General features: G+C 27.2%; 19 protein-coding genes and 2 tRNA genes. 16 read left to right on the forward strand and 5 right to left on the reverse strand.

Annotated elements, in window-relative coordinates:
* Position 1 precedes the first annotated feature (1 nt).
* The 5 genes from gyrA (at position 2) to ACTT9P_RS04580 (ending at position 4911) form a co-directional block, all read left to right on the forward strand.
* Positions 2-2581: a DNA gyrase subunit A gene (gene gyrA / locus ACTT9P_RS04560; protein WP_440909512.1), complete on the forward strand. Its 2580-nt coding sequence runs from the start codon at positions 2-4 to the stop codon at positions 2579-2581.
* Complete coding sequence (coaD, locus tag ACTT9P_RS04565) at positions 2581-3072, forward strand: pantetheine-phosphate adenylyltransferase (protein ID WP_440909513.1); 492 nt, start codon at positions 2581-2583, stop codon at positions 3070-3072. The genes gyrA and coaD overlap by 1 nt, the downstream gene beginning before the upstream one ends.
* A complete protein-coding gene (locus ACTT9P_RS04570) occupies positions 3069-3629 on the forward strand; it encodes a peptidylprolyl isomerase (protein ID WP_440909514.1) in 561 nt (186 codons plus the stop codon). The genes coaD and ACTT9P_RS04570 overlap by 4 nt, the downstream gene beginning before the upstream one ends.
* A gap of 12 nt (positions 3630-3641) precedes the next feature.
* Entirely contained in the window at positions 3642-4754 is a 1113-nt protein-coding gene (gene tgt / locus ACTT9P_RS04575; RefSeq protein WP_440909515.1) for a tRNA guanosine(34) transglycosylase Tgt, read from the forward strand.
* An 81-nt stretch (positions 4755-4835) separates the two neighbouring features.
* Positions 4836-4911, forward strand: a tRNA-Lys gene (locus ACTT9P_RS04580).
* A gap of 1 nt (position 4912) precedes the next feature.
* Here the strand turns inward: ACTT9P_RS04580 and ACTT9P_RS04585 are convergent.
* Complete coding sequence (locus ACTT9P_RS04585; protein ID WP_440909516.1) at positions 4913-5737, reverse strand: M48 family metallopeptidase; 825 nt, start codon at positions 5735-5737, stop codon at positions 4913-4915.
* Positions 5738-5850: 113 nt separating this feature from the next.
* Here ACTT9P_RS04585 and ACTT9P_RS04590 point away from each other — a divergent pair, with 113 nt between their 5' ends.
* Positions 5851-6459: a DUF502 domain-containing protein gene (locus tag ACTT9P_RS04590; protein ID WP_440909517.1), complete on the forward strand. Its 609-nt coding sequence runs from the start codon at positions 5851-5853 to the stop codon at positions 6457-6459.
* Here the strand turns inward: ACTT9P_RS04590 and recG are convergent.
* Positions 6456-8504 (reverse strand): ATP-dependent DNA helicase RecG, encoded by a 2049-nt coding sequence (gene recG, locus ACTT9P_RS04595; RefSeq protein WP_440909518.1) that lies wholly within the window; start codon positions 8502-8504, stop codon positions 6456-6458. The genes ACTT9P_RS04590 and recG overlap by 4 nt on opposite strands.
* Before the next feature lie 24 nt (positions 8505-8528).
* On the opposite strand from recG, the gene ACTT9P_RS04600 reads away from it, so the two are divergent.
* A complete protein-coding gene (locus tag ACTT9P_RS04600; RefSeq protein ID WP_440909519.1) occupies positions 8529-8795 on the forward strand; it encodes a succinate dehydrogenase assembly factor 2 in 267 nt (88 codons plus the stop codon).
* 3 nt (positions 8796-8798) lie between these two features.
* Here ACTT9P_RS04600 and ACTT9P_RS04605 read toward each other — a convergent pair.
* Positions 8799-8888, reverse strand: a tRNA-Ser gene (locus tag ACTT9P_RS04605).
* 83 nt (positions 8889-8971) lie between these two features.
* On the opposite strand from ACTT9P_RS04605, the gene rarD reads away from it, so the two are divergent.
* From rarD to ACTT9P_RS04650, 9 genes are read left to right on the forward strand one after another with little or no spacing between them, the layout of a single operon-like run.
* Complete coding sequence (gene rarD, locus ACTT9P_RS04610) at positions 8972-9850, forward strand: EamA family transporter RarD (RefSeq protein WP_440909520.1); 879 nt, start codon at positions 8972-8974, stop codon at positions 9848-9850.
* Positions 9837-10838 (forward strand): lytic murein transglycosylase, encoded by a 1002-nt coding sequence (locus ACTT9P_RS04615; RefSeq protein WP_440909521.1) that lies wholly within the window; start codon positions 9837-9839, stop codon positions 10836-10838. The genes rarD and ACTT9P_RS04615 overlap by 14 nt, the downstream gene beginning before the upstream one ends.
* Positions 10828-11589, forward strand: a complete 762-nt coding sequence (locus tag ACTT9P_RS04620) for a hypothetical protein (RefSeq protein WP_440909522.1) — start codon at positions 10828-10830, stop codon at positions 11587-11589. Before ACTT9P_RS04615 ends, ACTT9P_RS04620 begins: the two co-directional genes overlap by 11 nt.
* Positions 11582-12733: a D-alanyl-D-alanine carboxypeptidase family protein gene (locus ACTT9P_RS04625; protein ID WP_440909523.1), complete on the forward strand. Its 1152-nt coding sequence runs from the start codon at positions 11582-11584 to the stop codon at positions 12731-12733. Before ACTT9P_RS04620 ends, ACTT9P_RS04625 begins: the two co-directional genes overlap by 8 nt.
* Positions 12726-13340: a dTMP kinase gene (tmk, locus tag ACTT9P_RS04630; protein WP_440909524.1), complete on the forward strand. Its 615-nt coding sequence runs from the start codon at positions 12726-12728 to the stop codon at positions 13338-13340. The genes ACTT9P_RS04625 and tmk overlap by 8 nt, the downstream gene beginning before the upstream one ends.
* On the forward strand, positions 13337-14257 hold the full coding sequence (locus tag ACTT9P_RS04635; protein ID WP_440909525.1) for an AAA family ATPase: 921 nt from the start codon (positions 13337-13339) through the stop codon (positions 14255-14257). The genes tmk and ACTT9P_RS04635 overlap by 4 nt, the downstream gene beginning before the upstream one ends.
* Positions 14250-15797, forward strand: coding sequence for a methionine--tRNA ligase (metG, locus tag ACTT9P_RS04640; RefSeq protein WP_440909526.1), 1548 nt, complete (start codon positions 14250-14252; stop codon positions 15795-15797). Before ACTT9P_RS04635 ends, metG begins: the two co-directional genes overlap by 8 nt.
* Complete coding sequence (locus tag ACTT9P_RS04645) at positions 15790-16554, forward strand: TatD family hydrolase (protein WP_440909527.1); 765 nt, start codon at positions 15790-15792, stop codon at positions 16552-16554. Before metG ends, ACTT9P_RS04645 begins: the two co-directional genes overlap by 8 nt.
* Positions 16551-17321: an MBL fold metallo-hydrolase gene (locus tag ACTT9P_RS04650; RefSeq protein ID WP_440909528.1), complete on the forward strand. Its 771-nt coding sequence runs from the start codon at positions 16551-16553 to the stop codon at positions 17319-17321. The genes ACTT9P_RS04645 and ACTT9P_RS04650 overlap by 4 nt, the downstream gene beginning before the upstream one ends.
* Here ACTT9P_RS04650 and ACTT9P_RS04655 read toward each other — a convergent pair.
* A complete protein-coding gene (locus ACTT9P_RS04655; protein WP_440909529.1) occupies positions 17316-17867 on the reverse strand; it encodes a glutathione peroxidase in 552 nt (183 codons plus the stop codon). The genes ACTT9P_RS04650 and ACTT9P_RS04655 overlap by 6 nt on opposite strands.
* On the reverse strand, positions 17864-19039 hold the full coding sequence (gene nhaA, locus ACTT9P_RS04660; RefSeq protein ID WP_440909530.1) for a Na+/H+ antiporter NhaA: 1176 nt from the start codon (positions 19037-19039) through the stop codon (positions 17864-17866). Before nhaA ends, ACTT9P_RS04655 begins: the two co-directional genes overlap by 4 nt.

The following is a 19039-nucleotide window of genomic DNA, read 5'->3' on the forward strand; positions in this document are numbered from 1 at the left end:
AATGCAAAAAACTGAATTGCCTAAGGATAATAATATAAAGCTAATCTCAATGCACGATGAGATGAGCTCATCATATTTATCTTATGCAATGAGCGTAATTGTATCAAGAGCATTACCAGATATCAGAGATGGTTTAAAACCTGTTCATAGAAGAATTTTATACGCTATGTATAAAGGTGGTTATGATTGGTCAAAACAATTTAGAAAATCAGCTAGAATAGTTGGAGATGTAATTGGTAAATATCACCCTCACGGTGATCAATCTGTATATGATGCTCTTGTAAGAATGGTTCAAGATTTCTCAATGAGCTTACCTTTAGTAGATGGACAAGGAAATTTTGGATCTATAGACGGTGATCCTGCTGCTGCCATGAGGTATACAGAAACTAGATTATCTAAAGTTGCTCAATTTCTAATTGATGACATCGAAAAAAACACCATATCATTTAAAAGCAATTACGATGAAACAGAGAAAGAACCATCTGTTTTACCCGCTCAATATCCTAATCTTTTAGTCAATGGAGCTGGTGGTATTGCAGTTGGAATGGCAACTAGTATCCCTCCACATAATTTGGGTGAGATTATTGATGGTACATTAGCGTTGATAGATAACAAAGATATTACAGTTAAACAATTAATGAAACACATACCGGGACCTGATTTTCCAACAGGCGGTATAATAATTGGTAAAGATATTATCAAACAAGGATATAGCAAAGGAAGAGGATCTTTTAAAGTTAGAGGTCAAATTTCAATCGAGCAAATGAAAAATGGCAGAGAAAGATTGGTAATTACCTCTATACCTTATCAAGTGAACAAATCGGTTCTTAATGAAAGAATTGCACAATTAGTTAGAGAAAAGAAAATAGAAGGAATTAAAGATATAAGAGACGAGTCAAGCAGAGAAGGTATTAGGGTAGCTATTGATTTAAGGAATGGAGTTGAGCCTGAAACTGTAAAAAGGCAACTTTATAAAAATACTCAAATTGAAAGTTCTTTTGGGTTTAATACTTTAGCTATAGTTGATGGAAAACCACAAACATGTAACTTAAAAGATTTCTTATCAAACTTTTTAACTTTCAGAGAAGATGTAGTTATTAAAAAAACAAAATTTGATTTAAAGAAAGCAGAAGAACGCGCTCATATTTTAATCGGTTTATCTGTTTCTGTAGAAAATCTGGATAAGATAATTAAGATCATTCGTTCATCCAAAACACCAGATGATGCTAAAAAATCAATATTAGCAACTAAATGGAAAATTAATAAATCACAAAAAATGATTTCACTAGTTGAAAACAAAAAATCAAAAGGTTTGTATAGTTTGTCAGAACCTCAAGTGGTTGCTATTCTTGAATTAAGATTACAAAAACTAACTGCGTTAGGTATAAACGAAATTGAAATCGAAATTAAAAAACTTGCTGAATTAATTGCAAAATACAAAAAAATTATTTCATCTAAAAAAGAACTTCTTAAAGTAATCAGTGATGAGCTTAAAAATATTAAAGAAAAATTTTCTGTTAAAAGAAGAACCGATATTATAGATGCTGTTTTAAATTACGATATTGAGGAAACCATTCAAAAAGAAGCAGTAATAATCACTGTAACTTTACAGGGTTATATTAAAAGAGGGTCACTCAATAATGTTAAACAACAGAAAAGAGGTGGTAAAGGTAAGACTGGTATTACAACTAGACAAGAAGATTCTGTAATTCAATCTTTATCAGTCAATACACACACATCTGTATTATTTTTTTCCACAGAAGGATTGGTATACAAGGTAAAAGCGTGGAAAATTCCAGAAGGATCCTCTGTTTCAAAAGGAAAATCATTATTTAATATATTACCATTAAAGAGTCACCAATCTATTAGTTCGATCATGCCTTATCCAGAAGATGATCCAGAATCTAAAGATTTAATGATTATTTTTGCTACTGCTCAGGGTAAAGTAAGAAAAAACAGCCTTGAAGATTTTTCATCAATTAATGCTGCAGGTAAAATAGCAATGAAATTAGACCCAAATGATAAAATTGTTGGAGTAAAAATTTGCAGAGATGATCAAGACGCAATGTTAAGTACTAAATTAGGTAAATGTATAAGATTTGAGACGAAAAAATTAAGAGTTTTTAAGGGTAGATCGTCAAAAGGAATTAAGGGAATTGAATTATCAAAAGATGATGAGATTGTATCCTTATCTATAATCCAAAACGACAAAAGCAGCAAAAATGGAAAAAAATCTCCTGCAGAAAAATCAGAGATTAAAGCAAAAGAAAAATTTATACTATCAATAACAGAAAATGGCTATGGTAAGAAAACTTCTCATTATGATTATAGAGTAACAAACAGAGGAGGTAAGGGTATAATAGGTATTATCAACTCAGCTAGAAATGGCAATATTTCATCATCTTTTCCTGTTTATGATGGAGATGATATATTAATATCCACAAACAAAGGTAGAGTAATAAGAGTAGCCGTTAAAGAAATAAGAACAGCAGGCAGAAACACACAAGGTGTAAGAATTATCAAACTTTCTGGAGATGAAAAAGTTGTTTCAGCAACAAAAATTGATGATAATTTAGTTTGATGAGTAAAACTGCTATCTATCCTGGAACGTTTGATCCTATAACATATGGGCATATAGATGTTATTAAAAAAGGACTCAATTTATTTGATAAAATTGTAGTTGGTGTATCAGACGTAAATAATAAAAATTATTTATTTAATTCTGACGAAAGAATAGAAATCGTTAAAAATGCTTTATTCAAAGATTTAAAATTAAACAAAAAAAAAATTACCATTGTTTCATTTTCATCACTAACAACTGATTTATGCAAAAAATATAAATCAAACATAATACTTAGAGGTCTTAGAGCGGTATCTGATTTTGAATATGAATTCCAACTTGCAGGGATGAATAGAAAATTGAATTCAAAAATTGAAACTTTGTTTTTAATGTCAGATGTAGAAAATCAAATTATTTCATCAAGATTTGTAAAGGAAATAGTGAAATTAAATGGTAATATAGGAAAATTTACTACCAAAAGTACAATTAAATCTTTAAAAGAAAAATTATGAAAAATATATTTGTAAAATTATTTGTTTTATTTTTTTTATTAATCAATCAATCAATAGCTGAGGAGAATATAATGATTTTAAAATTAAAAGATGGAGATGTTAAAATAGAACTATTTCCAGATGTTGCACCCAATCATGTTAAAAGAATTAAAGAATTAGCCGATAGTGGTAAATATGATGGAGTTGTTTTTCACAGAGTTATAGATGGTTTCATGGCACAAACGGGTGATGTTCAATTTGGTAATTCATCTAATGATAATTTTGATTTAAGAAGAGCTGGTATGGGTGGATCTGATTTGCCAGATTTAGGACAAGAATTTAGTAGTTTACCACATGAAAGAGGAACTTTATCAATGGCAAGAGCACAAGATCCAAATAGTGCAAACAGTCAATTCTTCATTTGTTTTAAACCTGCGCCATTCTTAGATAGACAATACACAGTCTTTGGTAAAGTTATTGAAGGAATGGAACATGTTGATAGCATCAAAAGAGGTGACAGTAATAATAATGGTGCTGTTGATGATCCTGATAAAATTATAAGTTTTAAATCACTATAAAAATTTTTTTAAATGGCATTAAAGAATTTTGCCTTTAAAGTTTTAATTAAAGATAAACATGCACGCCGTGGCGTAATAGAGACACACAGAGGTAATATTAGAACTCCGGCGTTCATGCCTGTTGGAACTCAAGCTACAGTTAAGGCTTGCTTCATTGATGATATAAAAAAAACTGGTTCAGATATTATATTATCAAATACCTACCATTTAATGATCAGACCAGGTGTGGAGAGAATTCAGTCAGCAGGTGGGTTGCATGAATTTATGAACTGTGATCTTCCAATTTTAACTGACTCAGGTGGTTTTCAAGTCATGTCTTTATCAAAACTAAATAAAATAGATAGAGAGAAGGGGGCAATATTTAATTCTCATGTAGATGGTAAAAAATATTATTTAAGCCCTGAAGAAAGCATAAGAATTCAATTAGGATTAAATTCAGATATCGTAATGATTATGGATGAATGTCCAAAAAAAACAACTGATTATAAAATAATTAATGACTCAATGAATTTATCTTTATACTGGGCAGATAGGTCAAAAAAAGCTTTTGGTGACAATCCTCACAAAGGTTTATTTGGTATAATTCAAGGTGGATTATTTAATGATTTGAGACTTAAATCTTTAGATGGTCTACAAAAAATTGGTTTTGACGGTTATGCTGTAGGAGGTTTAGCTGTAGGAGAGACTCAAAAAGAAATGTTTGATGTATTGGATGGATTAAAAGATTATTTACCTGAGAATAAACCTCATTATTTGATGGGTGTGGGCACACCCTCAGATATTATCGGTGCAGTTAAAAGAGGTATAGATATGTTTGATTGTGTATTACCATCTCGATCTGGTAGAACAGGATTGGCCTTCACATGGAATGGGAGAGTTAATATAAAGAATAGCAAATATCAATCTGATAACTCACCATTAGATGAAAATTGTAGCAAATTTGATTTAAATAAATATGGAAAAAATTATTTAAATCATTTGTTTAATACAAATGAAATATTAGCATCTATGCTTTTAACACTTCACAATATCAATTTTTACCAAGAATTAATGCAAGCTATCAGAGAAAATATTGAAAAAGGTACTTTTGATGAATTTCATGATAAATACATTGATAAGTTGTAATTTCGATACAAAATATGTCCAAATTGTTATTTGATATATAAAAATAAATCTGTATATAAACCTCAATCGTTTTCGATTTGTGGGCCGTTAGCTCAGTTGGTAGAGCAATTCCCTTTTAAGGAATGGGTCGCTGGTTCGAGCCCAGCACGGCTCACCACTTAAATCACAAGTGGTGGATATTTTAATATTATATCGTTAGTCCACTCATCAATGTTTTTTATTCTATTATCAGACGATGGGTGGGTGCTCATAAATTCTGGTGGTTCTTTTCCTTTATTAAATTCTTTCATTCTTTCCCAAATTTTTCTTGTTTCTCTAATATCGTATCCAGATAGTGATGAAAAAATCATTCCTAAATAATCTGCTTCGCTCTCTTGTTTACGATTAAATGGATTCATAATACCTATTGAAGAAAGAAGACCAACTGCATCCATTCCTGTTGTTCTATTTATGTCAGATAAAATACCTCCGCTAAAGATATCTAAAACTCTTGTACCTGTGTTTACTAGAACTCCTCTACTTGCTCTTTCAACAGAATGTTTTGCAACAGCATGAGCTATTTCATGACCCATCACTGCTGCTAATCCATCATTATTTTTTGTTACATCCAATATACCTGTATAAACAGCAATTTTTCCACCAGGCATACACCAAGCATTTCTAATTTTATCATTATCAATTAAAATATATTCCCAATCAAAATTTACTGTTGGATCATCAATATTTGAACGATCGAAATATTCGCTAATAGAATTTTCCATTTTTTTACCAATTTCTTTAATTTCATTTAACTTCGCTGTGTCTTTACTTAGTTCTTCTTTTTCTTTTATTTGTTCGTAAATTTGAGCAGCTTGTGCATTTAATTTTGCCTCTGGTATTATCTTAAGTTGTTTTCTGTCTGTGATAGGGGCCGTAGAACATGAGCTAAGTACAAAGCTACAACAACTGCAACCAGCATAAGTTAAAAATTTTCTTCTATCCATTTTAATTTTTTGTTGATAATAGTTATATATTATGAATCTTAATAATAAAATATTAGTTGTATTATTTATAATTACAATCTCTTTTGTTATTTATTCAAGCTACAATTAATTAGATGGCCAAAAAAAGAAGATCATTTTCACTCATTTTAAGAAATTATTTTATTGCGGGAGTTGTTGTATTAATTCCAATTGGATTTACTCTATATTTAAGTAAAATTTTAATTGGTATTTCGTCTAAAATTTTACCCAACAATATTAACCCTAATAATTACCTTCCATTTGAAATACCAGGTATAGAAATATTAATCTCAATAATATTCATCACATTTGTCGGTGGTTTATCTTTATCTTTTCTTGGAAAAAGAATTTTAAAACTTATAGATGACTTATTCAAAAGAATTCCTTTTTTAAGAACAGTTTATTCCGCAATCGTTCAAATGACCGAAACGTTTTCAAAAAAGGACGATGGTAAAAAAAGTGTTGTACTAATTGAATATCCAAGAAAAGGTGTTTGGGCTGTAGGCTTTGCAACAAGAGAAAACAATGGAGAAATGGCAAAAAAAACAAATAAAAAATTAATAAATGTATTTGTTCCTACAACGCCAAATCCAACAAGTGGATTTTTATTAATGTTTCCAATTGATGAAGTTATCTATTTAGATATGACTTTCGAAGAAGCATCTAAATTTATTGTATCCGCAGGCACATCATCTAAAAATTAAGCTATATCATTTATAATATCAGCTCTGTCGTATAGTTTTAATAATGGTTTAAAATTACTTATGTCTTCATTATCATTTTCAATTCTTTTTATCTCTTTTTCTGCAATTTTAAAAAGGTCGCTATTGTGTATTGGGTCAGCTAATTTAAATGTTTTTATACCACTTTGTTTGAAGCCTAAGATATCTCCATAACCTCTTAATTTCATATCTTCTTCAGAAATTTCAAAACCATCATATGAATTTTTTAAAATATTAATTCTTTTTTTTGCATTTTCGCTAAGGTTTGATTTAAACATCAAAATACATGTTGATTGTTTATGTCCTCTTCCAACTCTACCTCTAAGTTGATGGAGTTGAGAAATACCAAACTTATTTGAATTTTCGATTACAATTACATTAGCATTAGGAAAATCAATACCAACTTCGATAACAGTAGTAGAAACTAATATCTTATATTCTTTATTTAAAAATTTATTTAAAATTAATTCTTTTTCATCAATATCAGTTTTGCCATGAAGAAGAGCAACTTGATTTGGAAAAATTTTTGATAAAAAATTGTATTTTGCAACTGCCGAGGCATGATCAATTTTTTTAGACTCTTCAATTAAAGGACAAACCCAAAAAACTTGATTATCATTTTTGATTTCTTTTTTGATAAACTTTAAAACATCATCTAATTTACTATCAAGCTTGCTATACGTAATTACAGGTTTTCTAGATTTAGGTTTCTCTCTAATTATAGAGAGATCCATATCACCATAAATAGTCATTGTTAGTGTACGAGGAATAGGGGTAGCTGACATCAATAATACATCACAATTATCACCACCTTTGTCTGAAAGCTTTTTTCTTTGGTTTACTCCAAATTTGTGTTGTTCATCTATAATTACTAACCCTAATTTTTTAAATTTTACCTTAGTTTGAAATATTGCATGAGTGCCAAAAACTAGATCAATCTTATTATCAATTAATCTTTTTAATGTTTCTTTTTTAATTTTGTTTTCTGATTTACTAGATAATAAATCTAAAGAAATATTTTTTGAAAATAAATTTTTTGCTAAATTATAATGTTGTCTTGCTAAAATTTCTGTTGGAGCCATAAAAGCGACTTGAAAACCGGAATTAATACAATTTAATGCAGCTAGCAGTGAAACTATAGTTTTACCACTTCCTACATCGCCTTGTAACAATCGAAACATTTTATTAGGTGAATTTAAATCTTTATTTATCTCTATTAACGCTTTTGTTTGATCGTTAGTGAGTTTAAATTCTAATTTTGAAATAATCTTATTTTGGCCTTTTAAATTAAAAATTTTTTTTTGTTTTTTGATTTTCTTAATTTTTTTTCTTATTTCTGAATTAACTAAAAAAGAGGAGAATATTTCATCAAAAACCAATCTTTTATAGAAGTCAGAAGAATATTTTCCAATATTTTCAGGTTTGTGTAGTTCTATAATTGCATTATTCCATGATATATTTTTAAAGAGTTTACAAATATTTGCACTGTGCCATTCATTTAAATTAGGTAAATTTGCTAAAATTTGGTTAATTATCTTATTATAAATGTTCTGAGTTATACCTTCTGTTAGTGAGTACTCATTGTGTTTAGATTTAATTAGCTCCTCATTTTCAGAAACATACTTGGGGTTTGTTATCTGATATTTATTTCTAAAATGTGATACTTTACCGCTTATAGTTACAAGTTTTCCTATTGGTAAAATCTTTTTTATATATCCTTCGTAACTATTAAAAAAAACACACTCTAAATCTCCAGTTTCATCCTTACAAAGTACTTTGTTAGGTAAATTTCTAATTCTAGGAAATGAATATTTATATGGTGTTACTGATACAGTTTGTGTATCTGATATTTTCAAATCTTTAATTTTAGAAGTAAAACTTCTATCTGTATAAGATTTGGGTAATTTCCATAATAGATCAAAAATATTATTTATTCCTTTTTTTTTAAGTAAATTTTCAATCTTTTTTCCTACACCTTTTAATTTAGATAAGTCAGATAAAAGATAGTTATGATTGTTGTTATTCATTAGAATCGTTATTATATTTTACAAATGAACAACAATATAGATACGTTAAAAAAAAAAATTCTCTACAGATCTAATTATCGAGGCACAAAAGAAATGGATAATTTGATAGGCTCATTTGTAAAGAGCATATTAGAGGAATTGGATTTAAAACATTTAGAACTATTAAATGAGTTTATAGAAATTGATGATGATAATTTATTAAAGTTTTACAGAAATCTCGACACTGAATTTGAATTTAAAAAAAATAATATCACGCAAAAATTTAAGGATTTTAAATTGAAGGCCAAGTAAAAATGGCGGAGAGACTGGGATTCGAACCCAGGAAAGAGTTGCCCCTTTGCCGGTTTTCAAGACCGGTGCTTTCAACCGCTCAGCCATCTCTCCGTGAGGTGTTTTTTAATATCAAATATATTTAATTCAACAAGAAAATCATTTAAACATTAAGTATTTCTTATTTTATTTAGTTTATGAACAGTGATTTCAATAAAGGTCTTATTTTAACAAGTTTAGGTTCATTTTGGTGGGGATTTATTGGTGTTATATATTTTGAATTAATTTCATTCATTGGTTACACTGAAGTAATTGTTCATCGTTGTTTATGGACTGCAATTGCATTAGTTATTACGACAAGTTTATTATCTAAATGGAATTCTTTTTTTTCAACTGTTAATGATAAAAAAAATTTATTTTACTTATTCATTTCTGGTTTTCTAATTTTTTCTAATTGGTCTGTATGGATATATGCAGTTGCAACAAACAGAATAATAGATGCAAGTTTTGGATATTTCATTATGCCTATAATGAGTGTTTTGCTAGGTTTTATTTTTTTTAAAGAAGAATTGAATAAAAAAAGAATTATTTCAATTTGGCTTGTTATATTCTCAATTTTATACTTAATATTTTTTAGCATCAAAGCTATACCTTGGGTAGGTATTTTGGTAGCTATAAGCTGGGCGTTATATAACCTTGTGAGAAAAAAAATTAATGTTCCAACCGATATTGGACTATTAATTGAAAGCCTTTTTATTTTACCAATTGCATTAATAGTTTTTTATTTCATTATAAAAAATGGAAATAATTATTTTGATATTTCGAACCCTCCATTAATGCTTTTATTAACATTAGCGGGTCCAATGACAGTGATTCCTTTATTTCTTTATGTGAGGGGTGTTGAATTATGTGGTCTAGGTCCAACTGGTATGGTTTTTTATATAACTCCAACTTTACAATTTTTATTGGGATATTTTTATTATAATGAAGAATTTTCGTTAAATAAATTTGTTAGTTTTATTATTATATGGATTGCTGTATTTATTTATTTAAAGGACTTATATGAAAAAAATTAGCTATATTTTTATATTTATTATTTTTTTTCTAAATAAATCATATGCAGACATAAACAATGATTTCGAAGCTTGGAAAAATGAATTTAAAAAATTAGCCTTATCAAATGGAATTTCAGAGGAAACTTTTAACTTAACAATTAAAAACACAAAATATTTGTCAAATGTCATTAAATATGACCGCTATCAACCCGAATTTTATGAAGATACAAAAACTTATATTGAAAAAAGAACATCTAACAAGAAAGTAAATTCTGGCTTAACCTTATACAAAGGTAACTCTGATATTATTAATAATGTAGAGGATAAATTTTCTGTAGAAAAAGAACTAATGCTAGCCTTAATGGGGATCGAAACCAATTTTGGTTCTTATGTTGGAAAAATGGACATATTATCTTCTCTTGCAACATTAAGTTTTGATAAAAGAAGATCTGAATTCTTTACCGATGAACTAATAACATTGTTAAAATTAATCGAAGAAGAAAAAGTTAATTATAAAACTTTATATGGTTCTTGGGCGGGTGCTTTTGGTTTCTTTCAATTTATGCCTAGCACAATTAAGAATTATGCAATTGATTATAATGAGGATAAAAAAGTTGATTTAAAAAATAATATAGATGCATTTGCTTCAGCTGCAAATTATTTATCCAAAATAGGATGGAAAGAAAATCAGCCATGTTTTCAAAAAATAGAGCTTAATGAAAACGTTCCAGCAAAATTTTTAAATACCTCAGCAAGAAACATAAACAATAAGAAAAAGATTAATTCATTTAAAAAATATATAAAAAATGAATTTTATCCAAACGATATTAATCAGAATTCTATCGTAGGCATAATAACTCCAGATAAAGATATAGTTGAAAATGCAGATCCTTTAAAACCTGCATATTTAGTTTTTTCAAATTATGAAGTCATTCTGAAATGGAATAGGTCATTAAGATTTGGTTTAGCAGTATGTACATTAAAAAATAAATTCAAAAATGCATTATAAAAATTTAATTTTATTTTTTGTATTATTATTAATTACTAATTGTGTAGCTCCAAATCAATCGAGTAAAATATCAAAAATATCAATTAAAGAACTTTATTCAAATAAGGGATTTACACTTGTATATGAAGATAAATTGTTTCAAGACAAAATCATTTCTAAAAAATTAGACAATAGGTCTTACTTAATCTTTAATAGAAATCTTAAGAAAAATGCTAATGTGAAAATTACTAATCTTATAAATGGAAAAAGTATTATTGCTAAAAATCACTCAAATAATGTTAATTTCCCTTTATTTTATAATTCAGTTATTTCTCAAAGGATTTCGAACGATATAGAGATATCAATCAATGAACCCTATATTGAAATTCAATTAATTGAAAATAATTCTTCTTTTGTTGCAAAAAAAACTAAAACTTTTGATGAAGAAAAAAATGTTGCCGAAAAAGCACCTGTTGATGGAATTACTATTAGTGATTTAAATCAATCCAAAAATTTAAAGAAAGAAACTGAAAAAAAAAAGATTTCATTTTCTATTAAAATTGCAGATTTTTTTTATAGAGGTTCTGCAGAAGAAATGATCAAAAGAATTAAAAACGAAACTAAAATAAGTAATTATAAGATTATCACAATTTCTGAAACAAAATTTAGAGTTATACTGGGGCCATTTAATGATATAAAAACTCTCGAAGATTCATATATTAAAGCAACCGTATTAAATTTTGATAATTTAGAGATTTTAAGAAATGAATAATTTTATTAAATATATAATTTTAATTTTTAGTTTAATTACAACAAATGTTAATGCTGAATTTAATGTAAAAGCTAGATCTGCAATTTTACAAGACTTTCATTCGGGTAAAATTCTATATGAGAAAGAAGCAGACGCCTCTATTTATCCAGCATCTATGACAAAAATTATGACTGCAATAATTGCTTTTGACTTAATTAAATCTGGCGATCTTAACTTAGATGATAAATTTATAGTATCAGAAAGAGCGTGGAGATTATCAACTGCAGGATATTCTTCTATGTTTATCATGGTTGGTGATGAAGTGTCTGTAGAAAATTTATTAAGAGGTATTATTGTAGCATCTGGAAATGATGCGTGTGTCGCATTAGCTGAAGGTATTGCAGGTACAGAAGAAGAATTTGCAATATTGATGACTGCTAAAGCAAAAGAAATAGGTATGGAAAATACTAATTTTTCAAACTCATCTGGTATTAATGATCCAAATAATTATTCAACAGTTAGAGACATACTAAAAATGTCTAATTATTTAATAAAAGAATATCCAAAATATTACGAATATTTTTCAGAAAAAGAATTCACTTGGGATAGAACAGGTGGGGATCCGATCACTCAAGGAAACAGAAATCCTTTACTTTATAAAAGTTTAGGTGCTGATGGAATTAAGACAGGTTATCTAGCAGTTGAAAAATATTCTTTGGCATCATCAATAGATAGAAACGGTAGAAGATTAATTGCTGTAGGAAGTGGTTTTGATACCAAAAATGCTAGGTCTAGAGAAAGTACAAAAATTTTGACTTATGGATTAACTAATTTCGATTTAGTAAAAATTACTGAAGCAGAAAAATCAATCTCTGAAGTTGACGTGTGGCTAGGAAAACAAGCTACTGTAAAAGTTTACACAAAAGAAGATATTTATAAGACAATTAAAAAAGCTAGAAAAAAAAATCTTAAGATATCATTAAATTATGATGGACCAATTGAAGCTCCAATTTATAAAGATGACAAAGTGGCTAAATTAAAAATTGTTTACGACGAAGAAATTATAGGTGAATATGATTTGTTTGCAGCACAAGAAGTAAAAAAGTTAAACATGTTTTCTAGGTTGTTAAGATCCTTAAATTATTTAATTTGGGGTGATGTATAAAAAACCAATTATCGTTTTCGAGGGTATAGAAGGATCTGGAAAAACTTCACACATTAAATTTGTTGAAAATTTTTTAAAAAAAGAAAAATTAAAATATCTTAAAATTAGAGAACCCGGAGGAAGTTCAAATGCGGAAAAAATTAGAAATTTGATATTAAAAAAAAATTCTTCCTTTAATAAAACAACTGACCTTTTATTATATTTATCTGCAAGAAGTGAAAATATTGAATTATTAAAAAAAAATTTTCAAAAAAAAATTATCCTAATTGATCGGTTTATAGACTCAACTATAGCTTATCAACATTATGGAATGGGTGTAAATTTAAACCTAATTAAAACAATAAATAATTTTTTACTTAAAGATATAAAAGTGGACTTTACTTTTTTGCATACTGTTGACAAAAAAAATATGTTTTCTCGATTAAAAGAAAGAAAAAATTTAAATCGTTATGACAAATTTAAATTTAATTTCTACAATAAAGTTCAAAATGGTTTTTTAAAGCTGTCAAAAAAAAATAAAAAAAAATACCTAATAGTTAACTCAAATTTAGATATTGATTTTAATAAACATCAAATCATTAATCAGATCAAAAAAATTTTAAGATGAATTTAGATCCGTTTTATCAAAAAAACTTATACGGTTTAGATTCATATTTTGATGAACTTGTTCTATTATTTAAAAAAACAAAATTACCTAATAAAATTCTTTTAAATGGCAAAAGAGGTATAGGTAAATTTACATTAGCTAATCACTTTATAAACTATTGTTTATCTTTAGATGAAGACTTTTCTTATGATGTAAAGAATTATGAAATTAATGATCAAAACCATTCATATAAACTTATTATAAATAAATCCTCACCAAATTTATTTTTGATTGATTTAAATGATGAAAGAAAAAATATTGAAATCAGTCAAATTCGAAATTTGATTAATTTTTGTAATAAATCAAATTTCAATTCCAAACCTAGATTTATTTTAATTAATAATCTTGAAAAAATGAATCCAAATTCATCTAATGCTTTACTAAAAATTTTAGAAGAACCAAATGAAGGAATATTTTTTATACTGATTAATAATTCATCAAAAATTCTACCAACTATCAAATCACGATGTTTGAGTTTTAATATTTCTTTATCATCAGATGAAATATTTAAAATTAGTTCAAAGATAATAGGTGAAAATATTAATCAAATCCTCAATGAAGATTTTTTAAATTATTATTTCTCTATTGGTGATTTAGTTAATATTTGCGAATTTGCTAAAATGAATAATATAGATCTTTCAAATATTACTTTAAATGAATTTCTTAAAACAATTATAAAAGATAGAATTTACAAAAAAGAAACTTTAATAAGTGATTTAATTTATAATTTGATTGAAATTAATTATTTAAGAAATATTAAGTCTATTACAAATAAAGATTATGAAAATCATATAAGATCAGTAAATAATACTAAGAAATTTAATCTTGATACTGAAAGTATATTTCTTAAATTGCAACAAAACTTAATTAATGAATAAAAATTTTTATATAACAACACCAATTTATTACCCTTCAGCTAAACCACATATGGGACATGCTTATTCGAGTATTATTGCTGATTTTTTTGCTAGATTTAAACGTATTGATGGTTTCAATGTTCATTTTTTAACTGGTACAGATGAACATGGATTAAAAATTCAAAGATCAGCTGAAAAAAAAAATATTGAACCTTTAAAGTTTTGTGATGAAATTAGCCAAACATTTCGTGATTTATCCTCAAAACTCAATTTAACGAATACTGATTTTATACGAACAACAGAAGAAAGGCATAAAAATTCTGTTCAACACTTATGGAAAGAACTTGAAAAATCAGGTGATATTTATTTATCTAAATATTCTGGCTGGTATTCGGTTTCAGATGAAGCTTATTATAATGAAGATGAGATAGAGGAAATTGATGGTGTTAAAATTGCAATTTCCTCCAAATCAAAAGTTGAGTGGATTGAGGAAGAATCTTTTTTTTTTAAATTATCAAAATGGCAAGATGCGCTTTTAAAACATTATGAAGACAATCCAGATTTTATTTCTCCACCAAGCCGTAAAAATGAAGTTATAAGTTTTGTAAAAAGTGGATTAAAAAATTTATCTGTTAGTCGAAAAAGTTTTTCATGGGGTATTAAAGTACCAGATAATCATGACCATGTTATTTATGTTTGGTTAGATGCATTAACTAATTATATCAGTGCATTAAACTACCCAGATACAAAAGATGATCTGTATAAAAATTTTTGGCCAGCATCAATTCATTTGATAGGTAAAGATATTTTAAGATTTCACGCAATATATTGGCCTGCTTTTTTATTAGCAGCTAAATTACCTTTACCAAAGAAAGTTTATGGTCATGGTTGGATACTCTCTGATAATGAGAAAATGTCAAAATCGAAAGGGAATATTTTAGATCCTTTAAAAATAATTGATAATTATGGGTTGGATCCTCTTAGATACTATTTAATCAAAGAAGTATCTTTTGGTAATGATGGTAATATTTCTCAAGAACGGTTGGAAGATTGTATCAATAGTGATCTAGCAAATAATTATGGAAATCTCTGTCAAAGAGTTACAGCATTTGCTTCCAAAAATTGTAATGACATTGTTCCTAGTGATATTGAGTTTAATGATGATGATAAAAAAATATTAGATAATTTTACAAACAATATTGAGCTAATTAGAGAAAAAATTGATAGACAAGACGTAAATTTTTACATCGATTTTATTGTAAATTCATTATTTGAAGCCAATAAATACTTTAATGACCAAGAGCCTTGGAAAAAGAAAAATGATTTAAAAAGACTAAATACAATTGTTTATACTACTTTGGAAATTGTTCGAAAAATCTCGTTTTTATTATATCCAATCATACCTTCATCATCTCTTAAAGCTTTACAAATATTTGGTTTAGAGGAAAAAGATATAATTTTATCAACTTTATCTGATCATAATTATCTAAAAGGAAATACAAAATTGAATAAAGTTGGTATTTTATTTAATAAGATTGAAAGAATAAAAGAAAATGATTGATTCACATTGTCATTTAGACCATGAGCCTTTATTCAGCGATCTTAAAAATGTAATTAAAAGATCACAAGATGTTGGTATCACCAAAATGCTCACAATAAGTACATCGTTAAAAAGTTTTAATAATATAAAAGGGATTATTAAGGATAACACAATGATATATGGAACATTTGGTATCCACCCTCATGAAGTTAAATTAAATAAACTATCAAAAAATGAGATAGTAAATAATGCTAATTTTGATAAAAAAATTATTGGAATAGGGGAAACTGGCTTAGATTTTTTCTATGAAAATTCAGAGAAAGAAGATCAGACAACAAGTTTCATAAATCATATAGAGGCTTCAATAGAACTTGATTTACCTGTAATTATACATTCAAGAGATGCTGAAGATGAAACTTTTAATATCCTAAAAGAATATAAACAAAAAAATCTCAAAATATTGATGCATTGCTTTACTGGAAGTTTAGATTTTGCAAAAAAACTAATGACACTAAATGCGTACTTTTCAGCAAGCGGTATAATAACATTTAAAAATGCAACAGAATTACAAAACACATTTAAGTATATTCCAATCGAGAAAACCTTAATTGAAACTGATAGTCCTTTTTTAGCTCCAGTTCCTAACAGAGGTAAAAAAAATGAGCCTTCATTTATTAAACATACAGCTCAAAAACTAAGTGAAATAAAAGATGTTACTTTAGAAAATCTAATATTAAAAACTACTAACAATTTTAATAATTTATTTAATTTAATATGAAATTTATAATTCTTGGCTGTGGTAGCTCTATGGGGGTGCCTAGAGCCGACGGCAACTTTGGCAAATGTGATCCTAAAAATCCAAAAAACTATAGAACCAGATGTTCCGGAATATTAATGACAAAAGATGAAAATATTCTATTCGATACGTCACCGGATTTAAGGCAACAACTTTTAAATAATAAAATTACAAAAATTGATAAAGTACTCTATTCACACATGCATGCAGATCAAACTCATGGAATTAATGATTTAAGAGTATTTTATATTAGAAATAAAAAAACCATTTCAGCTTATGCAGATGCACCTACAACAAAGTACTTAAAATCTGCTTTTGGTTATTGTTTTAAATCCTTTAACAAAGAATACCCCGCAACAATAAAATTAAATAAATTAAAAAATAATATCAATGTAAAAGATGGAAATAAGAAAATTAATATTAAATCTTGTTCTGTCCCACATGGGAATGTAAATAGTGTATGTTATAAAATAGATAATAAATTAGCTTATATTAGTGATGTAAGTAACATTGAAAAAAAACAATATAATAATTTTAAAAAACTAAAATACCTTGTAATAGATTGTCTTTGGTACCGATATCATCCTTCTCATTTAAATTTAGAAAATACTTTAAAGTTGGTTAATATTTTTAAGCCTAAAAAAACTATTCTTACCAATCTTCATTCTGATTTAGACTATAACGAACTTAAAAAAATCACACCAAAAAACGTTGTGCCAGCATATGATGGTATGAAATTAGAATTATAATATTTTTTCTAATTCTTTGATAATTTTAGATGACATGGGATTTGTGAATGAACCGTATGTTTCTTGAATTTTACCTTCTTTATTAATTAAAATCTTATGAAAATTCCATTTTGGAACAGATGAACTTCCAAAATTTTTTTCTGCCCATTTGTATATTGGATGAGCATTATCACCTTTAACTTCAATTTTATCAGTCATTGGAAATGAAATATTAAAATTAGTTTCACAAAACTCCTTAATTTCTTCATTTGAACCAGGCTCTTGACCACCAAATTGATTTGATGGAACACCTAATACTATGAAATTGTTGTTTTTATATTTGTCGTACAATTGTTGAAGATCACTATACTGTTTTGTAAATCCACAATTACTAGCAACATTTACCATCAAAATGGTTTTATTTTTAAATGTTGAAAAATCTAAATTTTCTCCAGTTATAGATTTGATACTAAAATCATAAAACACTTTTTCATAATTTGCATTAGATTTTGATAAAAAAGAAAACATAATTAAGAATAAGTATAGAAAAATTTTTTTTTTATTCATCTTTTATTTGAAGAAATTAAAAGTAACAAATATCCAAATACAGTAGACAATAGCGATCCAGTTAAAACTCCTATTTTAACACCATCTATGTATTGTAGATTGTCTGCGAATGCTAAATTACCCACAAATAAACTCATTGTAAAACCTATACCAGTTAATATCGAAACTCCGTAAACACTCAGCCAATTAGAATTATTTGGCATTTCAGCTAATTTCATTTTTATTGATACATATGAAAATAACAATACTCCAATTTGTTTCCCAAAAAATAAACCTAATAAAATTCCTAATGGAACAGGATTTAATAATGTACTAAAAGTTAATCCTTCTAAACTTACTCCTGCATTTGCAAAAGCAAAAATCGGCATAATTAAAAAAGCTACATATGGTGAAATAGCATGTTCTAGTTTAACCAATAACGAAAAATCCTTTTCTTTTGATCTATGTGGTATTGTTGCGGCTAATAAAACTCCAGCTATTGTTGCATGCACACCTGATTTGTATGTAAAGTACCACATAAATAATCCTACAATCAAATATGGTAGAAATATTTTAACTGAAAATTTGTTTAAAACTAATAATAGAATAAATGATAATAAGATTAAACTTAGGTAAACTATACTTAAATCGCCTGAGTAAAAAAATGCTATAATTAGAATTGCACCCAGGTCATCAATAATTGCTAAAGCTGTTAAAAAGACTTTTAAAGAGATGGGCACACGAGAACCGAGTAATGAAAGTATACCTAAAGAAAAGGCAATATCTGTTGCCGAAGGTATAGCCCAACCATTGATTGTTTCACTATTTCCATAATTAATTATGACATAGAACAAAGCAGGTATTACCATTCCACCAACTGCAGCTATGATTGGTAACATTGCCTGTTTGAGATTTGATAATTCACCTTGTAAAAATTCTCTTTTTATCTCTAAGGTTACAAAAAAGAAAAAGATTGCCATAAGAGCATCATTTATCCAATGATGAACAGACAACTTTAGACCAAATTCATTAATACCAATAAACAGATACTTTTCTAAAGTGCGGAAATAAAATTCACTTAATGTGCTGTTACTAATGATTAAAGCCAAGATTGCTGCTATAAGAAGTATTAATCCGCTTGCAGCTTCTAGCTTGAAAAACCATTTAAAAGGCTTTGAGATATAATTAATCAT

The sequence above is a fragment of the Candidatus Pelagibacter sp. genome, from assembly GCF_052048095.1.
In the GTDB taxonomy this organism is placed as follows: Bacteria; Pseudomonadota; Alphaproteobacteria; order Pelagibacterales; family Pelagibacteraceae; genus Pelagibacter.

Excerpts from the sequence above, each read along its gene's own strand:
- coaD (WP_440909513.1), top strand. The coding sequence starts at position 2,581 with ATGAGTAAAACTGCTATCTATCCTGGAACGTTTGATCCTATAACATAT.
- ACTT9P_RS04585 (WP_440909516.1), bottom strand. The coding sequence starts at position 5,737 with ATGGATAGAAGAAAATTTTTAACTTATGCTGGTTGCAGTTGTTGTAGC.
- rarD (WP_440909520.1), top strand. The coding sequence starts at position 8,972 with ATGAACAGTGATTTCAATAAAGGTCTTATTTTAACAAGTTTAGGTTCA.
- tgt (WP_440909515.1), top strand. The coding sequence starts at position 3,642 with ATGGCATTAAAGAATTTTGCCTTTAAAGTTTTAATTAAAGATAAACAT.
- ACTT9P_RS04615 (WP_440909521.1), top strand. The coding sequence starts at position 9,837 with ATGAAAAAAATTAGCTATATTTTTATATTTATTATTTTTTTTCTAAAT.
- recG (WP_440909518.1), bottom strand. The coding sequence starts at position 8,504 with ATGAATAACAACAATCATAACTATCTTTTATCTGACTTATCTAAATTA.
- ACTT9P_RS04650 (WP_440909528.1), top strand. The coding sequence starts at position 16,551 with ATGAAATTTATAATTCTTGGCTGTGGTAGCTCTATGGGGGTGCCTAGA.
- ACTT9P_RS04635 (WP_440909525.1), top strand. The coding sequence starts at position 13,337 with ATGAATTTAGATCCGTTTTATCAAAAAAACTTATACGGTTTAGATTCA.
- ACTT9P_RS04600 (WP_440909519.1), top strand. The coding sequence starts at position 8,529 with ATGAACAACAATATAGATACGTTAAAAAAAAAAATTCTCTACAGATCT.
- tmk (WP_440909524.1), top strand. The coding sequence starts at position 12,726 with ATGTATAAAAAACCAATTATCGTTTTCGAGGGTATAGAAGGATCTGGA.
- ACTT9P_RS04645 (WP_440909527.1), top strand. The coding sequence starts at position 15,790 with ATGATTGATTCACATTGTCATTTAGACCATGAGCCTTTATTCAGCGAT.
- ACTT9P_RS04570 (WP_440909514.1), top strand. The coding sequence starts at position 3,069 with ATGAAAAATATATTTGTAAAATTATTTGTTTTATTTTTTTTATTAATC.
- metG (WP_440909526.1), top strand. The coding sequence starts at position 14,250 with ATGAATAAAAATTTTTATATAACAACACCAATTTATTACCCTTCAGCT.
- ACTT9P_RS04620 (WP_440909522.1), top strand. The coding sequence starts at position 10,828 with ATGCATTATAAAAATTTAATTTTATTTTTTGTATTATTATTAATTACT.
- ACTT9P_RS04655 (WP_440909529.1), bottom strand. The coding sequence starts at position 17,867 with ATGAATAAAAAAAAAATTTTTCTATACTTATTCTTAATTATGTTTTCT.
- ACTT9P_RS04590 (WP_440909517.1), top strand. The coding sequence starts at position 5,851 with ATGGCCAAAAAAAGAAGATCATTTTCACTCATTTTAAGAAATTATTTT.
- nhaA (WP_440909530.1), bottom strand. The coding sequence starts at position 19,039 with ATGATTAATTATATCTCAAAGCCTTTTAAATGGTTTTTCAAGCTAGAA.
- gyrA (WP_440909512.1), top strand. The coding sequence starts at position 2 with ATGCAAAAAACTGAATTGCCTAAGGATAATAATATAAAGCTAATCTCA.
- ACTT9P_RS04625 (WP_440909523.1), top strand. The coding sequence starts at position 11,582 with ATGAATAATTTTATTAAATATATAATTTTAATTTTTAGTTTAATTACA.